This is a genomic window from Dictyobacter sp. Z7_2 (genome assembly GCF_057551105.1).
Genome location: NZ_BAAJPE010000001.1, coordinates 3,283,822 through 3,298,052, shown reverse-complemented (window position 1 = coordinate 3,298,052; position 14,231 = coordinate 3,283,822). Strand labels below are relative to the sequence as shown.

Here is a 14,231-nt window from a genome sequence, read left to right as displayed (position 1 = left end):
TCAATCACTCAATGAGAAGACTGTTCTGCCTGGATACGGCTATGCTCAACCCAGGCCCAGGATGTTTTCAATGTTTAGAAGGAATGGTATATATGTCTGAAGCAATCGCAATCACGCATGTCAAAGTGTTTGACGGCACAGCCTTGACCGATGAACGCACGGTAGTTATTGATAATGGGATCATCTCTGCTGCCACGACAGCAGCTAAAACTATTGACGGTCAGCACGGAACCCTTCTGCCTGGTTTCATCGATTCTCATGTTCATCTTATAAGCATCGCTGACCTGGAGCAAGGGACAAAATGGGGCTGTACAACTATGCTTGATATGGGCACACCCGTGATGGCATTGACCGACGCGCTTCGTCGTCACAAAGGTTTAGCCGATATCCGAGGCTCAGGAAATCCGGCCAGTGCTCCAGGAGGCATACAGACAACCAGAATGGGTTTTCCTCCTACCAGTGCTGTGACAGGCCCCACGGATGCGGATCGCTTTGTTGCCGATCGCGTTTCGGAAGGTGCCGATTATATAAAAGTAATCGTTGAAGATCCTCGCGCTATGGGTCCTGCTGCGCTCGACGTCCCAACCATCGCCGCACTTGTAGAGGCCGCCCATAGGGTTCATTTGAAAGTTATCGCTCACATATCTACCTTAACCGCACTCATAAACGCCGCAGCCGCAGGAGTAGATATCATTACGCATGCGCCTCTGGACGCTGACGCTGATGTGAATCTATCAGAATCACTCGCGACGCAAGGCATCGTATCAGTGCCGACATTAACTATGATGCATGCAGTGGCCAGTATAGCTGGCCGCCAGCCAACACATGGAGCTGCCAGAGAATATGTACATGCTCAAGCCACCGTATCAGCACTTCACCGCGCTGGAGTCACAATCCTGGCCGGTACTGACGCGAATATGGCACCAGGCTCACCTGCGCAGATTCCACACGGGACATCACTCCATGATGAACTACGTTTACTTGTAGAGGCTGGACTGACGCCCGTTGAAGCTCTACGCTCTGCAACGGTTGTACCGGCTAACTTCTTCGGCTTCACAGACCGAGGTGTCATTGAGACTGGTCGTCGAGCCGACCTTCTTCTCATAGAAGGTGATCCAACGCAGGATATTACTACCACACGAGCAATTCGTGGTGTTTGGGCTGGTGGCGTGAAAGTCCAATGAGATTTATTCAAACTGCTTTTTAGCTTCTTGCTCACAAATTGCTGTCTCTAAGATTGATATATATTGTTGGAGTTCTTTTCAAAAAGACCACAGTATGTCCACTTATAATGTCCTCCGGTCGCCAGAACGGCACTGTCAAAGGTTAGCTGAATACCGTGCCAGATGGTGTCCAGAGAGTTATAGACGATCTTTGCATCAAGTGCTTCATAGCGAGCCGTACCTTTTTTGTAGAGATCAACTCTGGCTAATGCATTCTTGTCACGCGCAGGCGTATAGCTCGACACGCCTGCTGCCATAAAGTGTGCGAATGCATCCATAGAGTCAAAAATGTGCGAACCTAACTCGCTCGAGTTTGTAGCAGGCTGGACTTCGGCAGAGAACAAACGCAGGTGATCTACATGATCGATATTAATATGTCTAACAACGCCTTTTTGAGTAAGAGAAGAATAAATCCTGGGAAGAGCGTCTGATAAAACCCATGGTCCCAGATAAGAGATCAGAGCAAGATCAGTATACCTACCAGGAATATACACAGATGGAACAGGTTCTACGCCAGAAGTATCTATCACCCCACAGCGATAAGCACAAGAGACGGTTTTAAAGTTGAGCAAGGTAGGTAGCGATGAAAGCATGACATGATCCATCTTTAAAAGACAAAATGACACCACACTCCAGCCCGAAAAGACCTGCGAACGTAGGTAAGAAACGGGCAATATAGATGCAAGATCCCCAGGTCTCAACCGGAAGTTAAAAATGAAGCGCTCGCAAACATGAGCATGGACTGACCGAGGTATGACCATAAAATGAATCCTCCCACAAAACTGCATAGTTCTGCTATTCAAGTTTTTCAAAGCACTTTTGCTGCCAGCATCTCCAGTCAACCATTACGAGGTGATTTAAGTAGCAAGTCTTACAATATGCTTCTAAGCAACTCAAATCCAACGTATGATACTATTCTAGCGTCCAATGCGGCATGAAAAGCGGTACAACCTACGATCCAGGGGAGTGATAAGAGACGGTATACTCATAAAAATGAACATGTTCATTTTTATGAGTATACCGCACAGAAAACTCTCTGTCAAGGGAAGTAAACGCGTTCATTTTTATGGGCTCGACTAAATCCTGGATTATTCACCGCCATCGACCATTAAAGTTGCAAGGTAGTAGATGATCATCACTTCATAGACATCATCATTATTATCCAGAGGAGGATTGGAGGAAAACAATCATGAAGAAAAAGCATCTCTACATCGATCGAGGAGGACATCTAAGCTTTTGTCTCCTGACTCACGTGCATTTCTGCCCTGCTTTTCTACGGCCATAATCGCTTCCTCATTCGACATCCCTCGATAACTTACGAGCCAGGCCGCGAGCACATGACCGGTGCGACCAATCCCACTAGCACAGTGAACAACTATTTTCTTCTGGTGCCGTTCTGCCTCAGCTAAAAATGGCAATATCTGATCAATGAGTTGGACCTCTTCTGCCAGATGGAAATCATCAATGGGAGCCCAAAGCACATTGTGTAGACCAAACATCTGGCGATAGGCTCCAAGTAAATCGTCATAGGAAGACAATTGACGGGGAGGTAATAAACATAGCACGCGTGTGATGCCCTGTGCTTGCATAAAGGCAATCCAGCGCTGTACCAGTGTGGGGGGAACACGGGAGAAAGGAAAACCGGGACGACGCGCTCCAAAAACGTAACTCTCCAGTTCATAAGCGGCGGTGAAGCCACGCGCAGGATTACTCATCCACTCCACGATTTTCGTGAAGACCCTATTCATCTAAAAAGGCGCTCCTTTCTCTCAGCAAGTTAGCAAATTAGTTTGAATGCTTCTCTTATTGTGCCACGACTTCAAGCGGACTTATATCCATAACGTCGTGACACATCTCCATAACAACTGTCAGTTATTCGCCATGAGCTTCTTCGCTAAGATCTTTAAACTTATCCCACTCAGCCAGGCGCTTGCCATATTCAGCATGGATAGCATCATGAGCGCCCTTACCAAAGAACAAGCGTAGCGGAGGCTGCTCCATATCGACTAATTTCAACATAACCGGCCCGGTCGCCTCTGGATTGCCACGCACACTCAAGCCACGGCGAGCCCGATTAGCCTCACGTACATGCTCATACGCCGATAGTTCTTTGGCGAACTTTGCCGAAGGTCCAGCCCAGTCAGTAGTATAGCCGATCGGCTCGACGAGTGTCACTTTTATACCCAGCGGCTGTACTTCCTGGTTCAACGCTTGGCTGAAACCTTCAAGCCCCCATTTACTTGCATGATACATGCCAATGTTAGGAAAGGCATTGACCCCACCGATACTTGAGACCTGGATGATATGTCCGCTCTCTTGCGCACGTAGATATGGTAATGCGGCCTGCGTCACCCACAGCGCCCCCAACAAGTTCGTCTCCAATTGATCACGAGCCTCTTGCTCACTGATCTCTTCCATCGCGCCGAACTGCCCATATCCAGCATTATTTATCACCACATCGAGCCGACCAAAATGGTCATGAGCCTCTCTCACCGCTTTGGATACTGCGGCTTTATTAGTGACATCTAGAGCCAATGTCAATACATTGTCCCCATACTTTTTGTTGAGCTCTTCCAAACTGGCCAAATTACGCGCGGTCGCAGCCACCTTATCACCACGCTCCAGAGCGGCCTCGGCCCAGATGCGTCCAAATCCCTTCGACGTGCCAGTAATAAACCATATCTTCATAAAATACTCCTTATATCATAAATCATTTCAGATCTTTGGCGATCTCTTGATTCTCAGCAGCAATTTGTTCCGCCAATTTCACATCGCCATTCATACGCGCATCCCAGTACGCAACCTTGCCGCTCAGATATCGTTGCCGAATTTTGAGTCTACGGATTTCATTATCTACGCTCTCAGCTTGTGTCAGAAACAGTGCTTTCTGCTCAGCCGCCGCTTCATCCCCACGTTCGCGTAACCGTAGGTACAATCGCATTTCATCGAGGGAAAGGCCACTCGCACGCAGACACGAAAGAGTCTCCACCGTCTGTACAGTTTCGAGATCATAACGTCGATGGCCACTACTCTCATCGCGGGGGATCGACTTTATCAACCCAACCTTCTCATAATAGCGTAGCGTATACTCGCTCATGCCGCTCCGTGCAGCCATTTGCTTAATGGTCAGCGTCACTTTTAGGGTAGCAGTAATATCTTGTAGCATACTCCCAGTATAAACAACTTAGAGCGCTCTAAGTCAACCGTACATCTATCACAGATGAAACCATCTATAATACAATGTATAATAGCAGGGATAGAGGATGCTATCATCACGACCGGTTAAAATGATAATTGAAGAAAATTACGACCACTGCATAAGAGCCATATTTTTCGATATCAACGAGGAAATGGTATGACAGAGAGAAAAGGCTTGCTCCTGGTCACTATGGAGCCGCCAGCCGGGATTGAAGAAGAGTTTCAAGCCTGGTATGATACTGAGCATATTCCTCAACGTCTGACTATTCCAGGAATCGAGACAGCGCAAAGATTCGTCTGCCTTTCTGGATGGCCGCGTTACCTTGCTCTCTATGATCTTACGACAGTGGCAGTGGCTGAAAGCCCGACGTATCAAGCGATCTCGGGCACGCACTCGACCCCCTGGACGCAACGCATCCTTACGAAAGTGTTTGGCTACTATCGTTGCGTGGCGGAACAAGTCTATCCAGGCACCGCCTTACTGGGTCCGGAGCAACCAGCATTGCGACTTATTCTGGCACGCTTCAGGCTGTCAGCCAGCATACAGGACAACATCGTTGTAGAAAAACTACGTGACATCTTTGAAAAGCCTCCTGGCCTTATCCAGATACGCATCTTCAAAGCGACGCGTCCGCAGGGAGATGACATTCTCTGCCTGGCCGAGTTTCGTGAGATGGTCAGCGAATCCATGTTTGTAATGGGCTCAATTGATGAAGCTCATCTTAGCCTGACTCTGCTCAATATTTATACCGTTTATTGGACGCGTGGCGAAAAGATATAAGGAGTCTCTCAATGACCAGAATCACACTGCCCACCTTTTCTTCCTTGAATGAAAAACAGCGCCATGTTTACAACGATATCGCAAGCGGAACACGCAAGCATGTTTCTCCGCCACTGTTAACCTGGTTAGCCAGTCCAGAACTGGCCAGTCGAGCGCAGATTCTAGGAGAGTTTGTGCGCTATGAAACGTCATTGCCACCTCGACTTTCGGAACTGGCTATTCTTGTCCTTGCCCGCTGCTGGACTGCTCAATATGAGTGGTTTGTGCACAAAAAAGAGGCATTGAAGGTAGGAATCGACCCTATAATTATCCAGGATATTGCAGGCCGACGCCTTCCACATTTCACGTCTCCCGACGAGCAGATCATCTATGATTTTGTGCTGACGCTGCATCAGAACCACGCTATTCCTGATGAACTTTATCATAAAGCGACCGAAACGTTGGGCGAACAGGCCGTCGTTGAACTCGTTGGCTTGCTTGGATACTACACACTTATTTCTATGACCCTGAACGTCTTTGAAATCGACCTCCCTGCGGGAGAAGAGGCCGAACTTCTTCCATAGAGAACAGATTCTATAGTTCCCAATAGCGATCTGACTCATCTACATGAGATGAATCAGATCGCTATTATTCGATGAGTCCTTATAGAACTCAAACCACGTCTCTTTTATAGCTTTTCCAGTTCCGTTTTCCAGATTGAAGACTCGACTACTTCAGCCTGGCGAGGAAAGACTTTGGACAGCAAAACACGCTGCACTTCTTCATCTGCATCAACACAGCAATCGGCTAATACCGTCAGTTGATAATCCTTATCGGCAGCTTCCCGCAAGGTTGATAAGACCACGCCACTGGTTGAGATCCCACACAGCACCAGATGCGAGATACCTTGTGATCTCAGCACCACTTCTAAATCACTGCCGGTAAACGCACTGACACGGCGCTTCGTAACAACGACATCACTGGCTTGCGGAGCAATATCCGGATGAATCTCAGTTCCAGTCATCAGAGCTGATGACTGTGGGCCTTGCTGCTTATAGACCGAGAACGATTTATTCATCGGGCTTATCTCAGGAGAACCTGGACGAAAGGCCACATTCACATAAATCACCGGGATTGTTGCCGCCCGGGCCGCAGTGATAGCCGCCTTTATCGGCGTGAGAATGTCGCCCAGATGTGCAACACGTGAGACAATTCCCGCCTGAACATCCATCACTAAGAGAGCGGTTTTTGATTGTATATCAGACATTATAATTTTCCTTTTCTAAAACACCAACTACTCGATATTCCTGGCTGCCACCGACGCTACGAGGCTTTGCTCTGCCGACCTGCGCATAATCCAACCAACAACCGCAGCCACCAGACATGGGATACTCCCAATTAAGAACGCAACTTGTACACCGAAGAGAGATGTCACGCTACCCATGAGGAGATTCCCCAGCGGCATACCCCCTGCATACACCAGCAGATAGACACTGATCACCCTGCCACGCAGATGACCAGGGGTGACCATTTGAACAGTGGTATTAGCGGTAGCAGTCATCACGATCTGCGCGAATCCCACACCTGCGAGCAAAGGGAATGAGAGAATATAGAAACGAGAGAGCGCAAATGCGATCTCAAACATGCTGAATACGAACGCTGCGATCAAGAGGGTACGAATGCTTGGTTTGCGGTTCCCCCAGGCCACCCACAGCGCTGAAAACAGAGCCCCCAGTCCGTAAGCGGCTGAGATAAACCCATAACCCACCGGCCCCACATGAAAGACATCGGTAGCAAAGAGAGGGAGCGTTACATTGAAATTGACCCCGAACAACGCGATGACACCAATCACTATGATAACCAGAAGGACAGTTGGCATGTGCCAGACATAGAATAGCCCCTCGCGCAAACTCTGGAAGGTACTGATTTTGCGCTCATCGGCTGGTTTGCCGGGCAAAGCATGCAACGTATGTTGATCAATCATGACCAGACCAACGATAACCGCGATAAAACTGATGGTATTCAGCAAAAAAAGTGGCGCCACCCCAAGCCAGGCAATCAGCACACCACCAAGACCTGGCCCCAGTACACGAGCCAGATTGACAAGTGACGAGTTAAGCGCGATTGCATTCGGCAGATCTTCGCGTCCTACCATCTCATTCACAAATGCCTGCCGCGTAGGTGTATCCAGTGCCTGAGTTACACCCAACAGCGCAGCCAGGAGCATGACATGCCAGATTTGTACTGTTCCTGTCACTACCAGAATCCACATGATGGCCGCCTGAGCCAGTGCCACAGACTGTGTCACCAGCAGCAGAGTGCGTTTAGGCATCCGATCAGCCAGTACGCCACCAAAGAGCGAAAACAGCATCACAGGCAAGAATTGCAGTACACCTACCAGCCCAAGCAGCAATGCGCTGTGAGTCAGTTCCAGGACCAGCCATGCCTGAGCAGTTGTCTGCATCCACGTCCCGATCTGAGACACCATCTGACCCAAAAAGAACAACCGATAATTACGGTGCTTTAAAGCACTAAACGTGCGGAGCAAGCTCCTGCCTTGCGTATTGCCTACTTCCTGCTTCGGCACAAGGGCAACGTCAGATGTCACTTGTTCCTGACTACTTGCATCAATTGGTTCCATGAGAATCCACTCCAAAGGCTATCATAGCGACTAGTTTGGGACTATTAATCAAGCTCGTTCCCGCAAGGCCTTGCGTTCAAGTCTATCTTCTTCTCTATGAGAATATTCCAAAATACATATATTGTCAACATGTTGATAATAATATCAACATGTTGTATGATATTGAAAACAATATATATACAAAAGGGGATTAGCACATGAGTAGTGGACGCTATATGAGTGCACACGATGCAGCAGCCGAATTGAATATTAGCCTGACAACCTTGTATGCGTACGTCAGCCGAGGAACGATCCGTTCGGAGGCGGTCAGCGGTTCGCGGCGCGTGCGAGCCTATCTGACAGAAGATATCCAACGCTTGAAAGAGCGCAAAGAGATACGTCAGCATCCCGAAAAAGTAGTTGGCAACGCGATCGCCTGGAGTGATACTATCCTCGACTCCGAATTGACTCTGATAAGAGATGATCATGTCTATTATCGCGGACAGGAAGCTGTAAAGTTAGCCACATCCTGGCAGGCCGAACAAGTTGCGGCATTACTTTGGGGCATTGCAGAGAGCGAGCACGCCAGCCAGATTGAACATTTTTTTACAGCGGAAAAGCCTCAGCCAGCGTTACTCAAAAAACTGGCGACGTTCCGCGAAAAGCCGCGCCTCACCAACTTGTCACTCAGTGAGCAGTTCCAGGCTATTCTACCGCTGCTGGCCGGCGAGGATCTACGTGCCTATCAGTCGAGTCAGGAGGCTGCACTCGCGACAGGTGCCCGTCTGCTCTGGCTTTTTACCTGTTTCCTGACCGGTGTTGAGGCTCCTCACGCCAGCCTATCTGAGACACTTCAGCAGGCATGGGTCCCACATGATCCGCAGGCGGTAAAGATCTTTAACGCGGCCCTGATTCTCAATGCCGATAACGAATTAAGCATCGCAGCTTTTACTGCTCGCTGTATTGCATCGACAGGCGCCACCATGTACAGTATCATCCAGGGAGCACTCGCCGCATTTCTCGGCCGACGAAGCATGGAAAGATTAGGAGAGGTACTCAGTTTTGTACATAGTATCGATCAGCCTCAACAAGTCAAGCCGCTATTCATCGAACGCCTGAAGCAAGGGAAAGAGATTCCCGGCTTCGGACCCAGCCAACTTTTCCCTGATGGAGACTCACGACCTGTTATGCTCCTAAAACTCTTAAAAGAACATTACCCTGCAGCTCCCAGCATCAGACTGATCGAGGCAATGGTTGTTGAGGCTGAGCAGTTGCAAGGTACTCATCCAAGCATCAATCTAGCCTACGTGGCACTGGCACTGGTCTTAAATCTCACCGATGAACAGACGCTGGCCCTCTTCGCACTGGCCCGCTGCATAGGATGGATCGGACATGCTCTAGAACAAGCCCAGAGTCAGCAAAAGATTCGGCCACGCGCTCGTTATACGGGGATACAACCATAAAGCACTCACGGAGTAGTTTTTCCCTTCCTTCCTTCATTTGATAATTGGTGTCATGGTCAAGTATAATCTCCTTAGAATATTTTAAGATGATCATTGTCACGGCGGAAGGACTCTTTTTATGGCTGAACAGATACATAATAATAATTCATCCACACTGTCCGTTCACCCTGGTGAGCTGATCGGGCAGGTAGCGCTCGTGACCGGTGGCGGGCGTGGCATCGGGAGAGCTACAGCTCTGTCCTTAGCAGCCGCAGGTGCTCAAGTTGTCATTACTTCCCGCTCAAAAACAGAACTCCATCAGACACTGGCACTGATTGAACAAGCAGGCGGCCATGGCCTGGCCATTGTTGCTGACATCACTGATCCAAGCGCGGTTGAGCAGATCGTACAGCAAGCTGAAGCGCAATGTGGGTCCATCGATCTCTTAATCAATAATGCAGGATCAACGGTTGGCCTGGGCAAAGTTGCCGATGTTGATCCCAAGCAGTGGTGGATCGATATAGAAACCAGTGTCCATGGATCAATGCTTACATCGCATGCCGTCTTACCAGGCATGCAGATGCGCCAGCGTGGACGCATCATCAACGTTGCCAGCCGGATAGGTATTGTTCCATTCCCTTTCACATCATCCTATTCGGTAGCCAAGACAGCCCTGATTCGCTTCTCGGAAGTACTCGCACTCGAAGTCCGCAACCAGGGAATTAGTGTCTTTGCTATCCATCCGGGAGAAGTCCATACACAGATTACCCCGCACAAAGGTCCAGGCAGTACCCTGCCAGACGATTTTGTTGATGAGTATGTCAAACAGCTCCATGACACGCCAGAGCTAGGTGCAACCTTAATCACATTTTTAGCCACTGGCAAAGCTGATGCTCTCTCCGGATGCTTTATCAATGCTCATGATGATCTGCTCGCCATGATAGAACGTGCTGACATCATTCAGCGCAACAACCTCCAGCGACTCCGACTGTCGGTATAACCAATATCACACGTACTTTTTTCCTTAATCAGCTTGCCAGAGCTTTCTCATCTCTTCATTGGTAGCCAACAACTCGTCCAGAGTCCCTTCTGCGTCGATCATACCGTCTTTAAGCACAATGATGTGATCAGCACGTTGCAAGGCAGAACGTCGGTGTGTGACAACCAGACAAGTCACATCTTCACGCTCAAAGATGCGCTCCCAGAGAGCCTGTTCGGTCTCGACATCCAGAGCACTGGACAGATCATCAATCACAAGCAACTCAGCATCCCGTACCAACATCCGAGCCGCTGCCGTGCGCTGCACCTGACCACCTGAAAGCTTCACGCCTCGGGTTCCTACAGGCGTCTCTATCCCTGTTTCCAGAGCCTGAACATCGTGCTCCAGAACAGCTCCCCTCATCGCGGCAGCCAGGACTGCAGGGTCGTCAGGGAGTCCCAAAAGGATATTCTGCTTGAGCGTCTCGCTAAACAGGCGTGGAACCTGTGCCGTATATGCGGCGCGGGGTGGCACAAAGAATGATGCGGCGTTGTCTACGCTGTGACCATTCCACATAATCGTGCCTGCATCCTGTGGCAGCAAGCCCAGGAGAGTCTGCAAGAGTGTCGTCTTGCCCGCGCCGACGCGTCCGGTCACCACAGTCATGCTACCACGCGGCAGACGCAGGTCCACCGCAGTGATACCATGTCCCGACTGCGAATGGCGATACGTCAGTCCCTGAGCTTCCACAAGAATTAACCGATCATTCACGTTACGTTTTGGAGCAGGTACTGCGGGCAGCGATCCTCGTAAATGCAGAGGAGTATGTTCCACCAATACATCTAATGGTGCATCACCCAACAAGACCCCCATACGTGCAAAAGCAACACCGGTCTGCCCGTAGTGGGCCAGAAACTGACCAAGTCCGGAGATAAAATCAGCGATAAAACCTACATACGAGACGAATAGTGCAAAATCGCCAACAGTCATACTCCCACCACGCAGGTTGTTAGCTGCCAATAACATAATTAAGCCAGTGCCCACACTCACTGTGTTAGCCGTAAGAGCATCCAGAGCCTGGGTCGCCAGACGATCGGCCAGCACAGCAGTCCGACGTTGTTCATTCAGCCGTCGAAAGCGCTCCATAATGCGCTCTTCGGCACCAGTAGCCTGTACTGTCTGCACTGCCGCCAGGATATCGCCAATGGCTCCAGTAACCTGACTGCTAGCCTGACTACTAGCTGCACGATAGCGACCCAATGTTGTGCTTGCCCATCGCGCAATGATCGCCACAACGACCACAGGCAGGATAGTGATCAACGTCATACGAACATCTATATGCAGGAGCACCAAAAATGCTCCTAAAGCAAACAGCCCCTGCCCCGCAATCTCATCGGTCCAATCCAGACTATCCTCAGCCTGATAGGCATCGTCACGAAAGCGGCTAATGGTCTCGCCGATTGAGTAGGGTAAAGCATACGCTCCCGGCCGATTCAGGATATGTCGCAACAGGTTGCGGCGCAACAACCCGCTCATGGTAAACCTTAAGATAATTTCGACAAAGCCAGCTGTAAGCCACAATGCCACACGACTCACCGCAAGTACCACCAGCAGCAGCACCAATCCAGTTGTCCCCCCGGGTACATAGGTCTGTCCAACAAGAGTATCGAAGAAGGCGCGGACGATCAATCCCGTCAGCAGAGATAACATATTAAACGTGCCCCACAACACCGCATGAAGCAGGTAGAGCCAGAGCTTATAACGAGCCATTTTCAGCAGATAGTGCCAGGTTGGGAATAGCTTCTTCATAAGGAGACCTCCTCAGTGGCCACGCGCAACAATGCAGCAAAACGCGAGGCGGGATCAGCAGCGAGGGCCTGCCGAGGTCCATACTCGCGCACCCGCCCATCTTCCAACACCAGGATATCGTCAGCATATGCAATAGTGGCCAGACGGTGCGCCACGATGATGCCGGTACGGCCCGCGAGGAGCCGACCCAGCGCAGCCTGCACCAACCGATCAGTGGCCGGGTCCAGGCGCGAGGAGGCCTCATCCAGGATCACCAGATCAGGATCACCCAGCAAGACGCGTGCACACGCCAGTACTTGAGCCTGTCCAGCGGAGAGTCCAGTTCCACCCGGCAAGAGTAAAGTATCCAACCCATGAGGTAACTCCTTGAGCCAGTCAGCCAGACCCAGAGTGTCCAGCACAGAGTAAATCTGCTCATCTGGCACATCGTCCGCAAAGAGAGTAAGATTCTCACGCACACTGGCATTGAAGAGGTGCACCTCCTGCGTCACCAGACCGATACGCGTCCGCGCTGCTGCAACGCGGACCGTTCGCAGGTCCACACCTCCCAGGCGCACGATGCCAGCCGTTGGATCATAGAAGCGCAGGAGAAGCCGCGTCAGTGTCGTCTTACCGCTACCCGTACGTCCCACCACCCCCAACACACGTCCCGGAGAAATCGCGATGCTCACATTGTGTAGAACCTCCGCCTCCTCCACATAGCCGAATGAGACATTGTCCAGAGACACTGCGAGAGGACCTGGTGGCAGTGCACCATCAGGACCATCAACCACATGCGGAGCCATAGCCAGGAGTTCCTCGACGCGAGCGATGCTGGCATCCGCTTGCTGAAGATCCTGTACTTCGTTGCGGATCTGCTCGGTCGGCTGGCGCAGCATCTCGGTGCACTGAAAGATCAGATAGACGGTGCCGATAGTTAGCATGCCAGCCTTGAATAGCATGGCACTCAAAGCAAAAGCGACCGCTATGCCGAGCGCAAACAGCCCCTGACTGGTAGCGCTCATACCGTAGCCCCACATCTGTGCCTTACGGGTAATAGCCAGCCATGACCGCATCATCTCAGCGCAGCGACGCATCACAAACGCGCCCGCCCCACTGGACTGGATATCCTGTAAGCCAGTCAGATATTCGCCCAGGAAGCCAAAGAAATTAGCGCTGGCCTGGCGTTCTGCGGCCCATGAAGGTGTGGCAACGGCACGAATGCGCAGTATAGCGACCAGGGCTACGACAACAAAGAAGCTCATCCCCAGACCTACGTGCCAATCCACGTGGTAGAGCAACCCAAGCACGCCAACCAGCAAGACACCGTTGCTGAGCACATAGACAACAAACCGTGAGAAGAAGCGAGCCAGGGTAGCGACATCACCATCCACACGCTCAATCAACTCACCGGGTGTATGGGCCGTATGAAACCGGGCATCCAATCGTAACAGGTGGGCAACCAGGTCGGCACGTAGTGCGTTAGTAGCGATCCAACTCACATTTTCTGCCACGTAGGTTTCGGCCACAGCCAAACTCTGTCCCGCCAGAGCCAGCCCCATAGTCAGCAGCGCCAGCACAATCAGATCGTGCAGATCCCCACCAGAGGTGGCCTGATCAATGAAGTTGCTCGCCACCAGCGGTGCGGCTACTTGCACACCGATGGTAATGCATAGAATCAGGGCCAACAGACTCATTCGCAACCATTGGGGTCGCAGATAGTAGGATAATAGCCGCCAATAGCGACGTAGGGAATGAAAGAGGTCAGTGATCAGAAAGCGCCGATAGCGCCTCAACTGAACATGCATAAAATCTATTTTCTTTCTTTCGCTTATGAGCATAGCAATAACAATTTGCAAAATATGCTCGACATAAACAGAGGATAGCCCGCTACAAGATAAGGCTATATACAATGAAGGGGTGGTGCGGAATAGGTGGCTATATGCAACTGCATACTATAGGTGCAGGCAGACGAAAACAGCCCTTCGAGGCTAAGTGGGCTGGTAATGGAAGAAGCGAAAGAAATCCTACAGGATAAGCATAGCAAGTATCTGTAGCTTATCTACGAATAGGGCATGGTTGTATAAAGAAAAGCAATGATACGAATGTAAACAACCATGTTTTAATTATAGACGCAGCACACTTAGTTTGGCAACACCCTGGCTGTGGCTAATCGCATGATAAATGATACCTCCCTGTGATAGATTAGGTGAAGCATAAC

At 50.4% G+C, this 14,231-nt stretch carries 13 protein-coding genes; 5 read left to right on the top strand and 8 right to left on the bottom strand.

The window, feature by feature from the left end; all coding sequences use genetic code 11:
* The first annotated feature begins 92 nt into the window (after positions 1-92).
* A complete protein-coding gene (locus AC27N8_RS13060) occupies positions 93-1,184 on the top strand; it encodes an amidohydrolase family protein (protein ID WP_487067661.1) in 1,092 nt (363 codons plus the stop codon).
* A 47-nt stretch (positions 1,185-1,231) separates the two neighbouring features.
* On the opposite strand, the gene AC27N8_RS13055 is transcribed toward AC27N8_RS13060, so the two are convergent.
* The 4 genes from AC27N8_RS13055 to AC27N8_RS13040 all read right to left on the bottom strand — a co-directional run bounded on the left by AC27N8_RS13055 (position 1,232) and on the right by AC27N8_RS13040 (position 4,389).
* Positions 1,232-1,816 (bottom strand): hypothetical protein, encoded by a 585-nt coding sequence (locus tag AC27N8_RS13055; RefSeq protein ID WP_487067659.1) that lies wholly within the window; start codon positions 1,814-1,816, stop codon positions 1,232-1,234.
* A gap of 594 nt (positions 1,817-2,410) precedes the next feature.
* The gene (locus AC27N8_RS13050; protein ID WP_487067657.1) at positions 2,411-2,971 is read right to left on the bottom strand and encodes a protein-tyrosine phosphatase family protein; all 561 of its coding nucleotides are present in this window, start codon (positions 2,969-2,971) and stop codon (positions 2,411-2,413) included.
* Between the two features lie 124 nt (positions 2,972-3,095).
* Positions 3,096-3,911 (bottom strand): SDR family oxidoreductase, encoded by an 816-nt coding sequence (locus AC27N8_RS13045; protein ID WP_487067655.1) that lies wholly within the window; start codon positions 3,909-3,911, stop codon positions 3,096-3,098.
* 22 nt (positions 3,912-3,933) lie between these two features.
* Positions 3,934-4,389, bottom strand: a complete 456-nt coding sequence (locus AC27N8_RS13040) for a MerR family transcriptional regulator (RefSeq protein WP_487067652.1) — start codon at positions 4,387-4,389, stop codon at positions 3,934-3,936.
* Positions 4,390-4,578: 189 nt separating this feature from the next.
* Between AC27N8_RS13040 and AC27N8_RS13035 the strand changes: the two genes are divergently transcribed.
* Positions 4,579-5,202, top strand: coding sequence for a hypothetical protein (locus AC27N8_RS13035; protein ID WP_487067650.1), 624 nt, complete (start codon positions 4,579-4,581; stop codon positions 5,200-5,202).
* Positions 5,203-5,213: 11 nt separating this feature from the next.
* Positions 5,214-5,765 (top strand): carboxymuconolactone decarboxylase family protein, encoded by a 552-nt coding sequence (locus AC27N8_RS13030; RefSeq protein ID WP_487067648.1) that lies wholly within the window; start codon positions 5,214-5,216, stop codon positions 5,763-5,765.
* Positions 5,766-5,869: 104 nt separating this feature from the next.
* Here AC27N8_RS13030 and AC27N8_RS13025 read toward each other — a convergent pair whose 3' ends face one another.
* Together AC27N8_RS13025 and AC27N8_RS13020 are read right to left on the bottom strand one after the other, a co-directional pair.
* On the bottom strand, positions 5,870-6,448 hold the full coding sequence (locus AC27N8_RS13025) for a cysteine hydrolase family protein (RefSeq protein ID WP_487067646.1): 579 nt from the start codon (positions 6,446-6,448) through the stop codon (positions 5,870-5,872).
* 27 nt (positions 6,449-6,475) lie between these two features.
* Positions 6,476-7,822 carry an MFS transporter gene (locus tag AC27N8_RS13020; RefSeq protein WP_487067644.1) on the bottom strand — a complete coding sequence of 449 codons (1,347 nt, stop codon included), beginning with the start codon at positions 7,820-7,822 and terminating at the stop codon, positions 6,476-6,478.
* A gap of 197 nt (positions 7,823-8,019) precedes the next feature.
* Here AC27N8_RS13020 and AC27N8_RS13015 point away from each other — a divergent pair, with 197 nt between their 5' ends.
* Positions 8,020-9,264 (top strand): citrate synthase, encoded by a 1,245-nt coding sequence (locus AC27N8_RS13015; RefSeq protein ID WP_487067642.1) that lies wholly within the window; start codon positions 8,020-8,022, stop codon positions 9,262-9,264.
* A gap of 118 nt (positions 9,265-9,382) precedes the next feature.
* Positions 9,383-10,243, top strand: a complete 861-nt coding sequence (locus AC27N8_RS13010) for an SDR family NAD(P)-dependent oxidoreductase (protein WP_487067640.1) — start codon at positions 9,383-9,385, stop codon at positions 10,241-10,243.
* Between the two features lie 24 nt (positions 10,244-10,267).
* Here the strand turns inward: AC27N8_RS13010 and AC27N8_RS13005 are convergent, their stop codons facing one another.
* Complete coding sequence (locus tag AC27N8_RS13005; RefSeq protein ID WP_487067638.1) at positions 10,268-12,031, bottom strand: ABC transporter ATP-binding protein; 1,764 nt, start codon at positions 12,029-12,031, stop codon at positions 10,268-10,270.
* A complete protein-coding gene (locus AC27N8_RS13000) occupies positions 12,028-13,818 on the bottom strand; it encodes an ABC transporter ATP-binding protein (RefSeq protein ID WP_487067636.1) in 1,791 nt (596 codons plus the stop codon). The genes AC27N8_RS13005 and AC27N8_RS13000 overlap by 4 nt, the downstream gene beginning before the upstream one ends.
* Between the last annotated feature and the right edge of the window lie 413 nt (positions 13,819-14,231).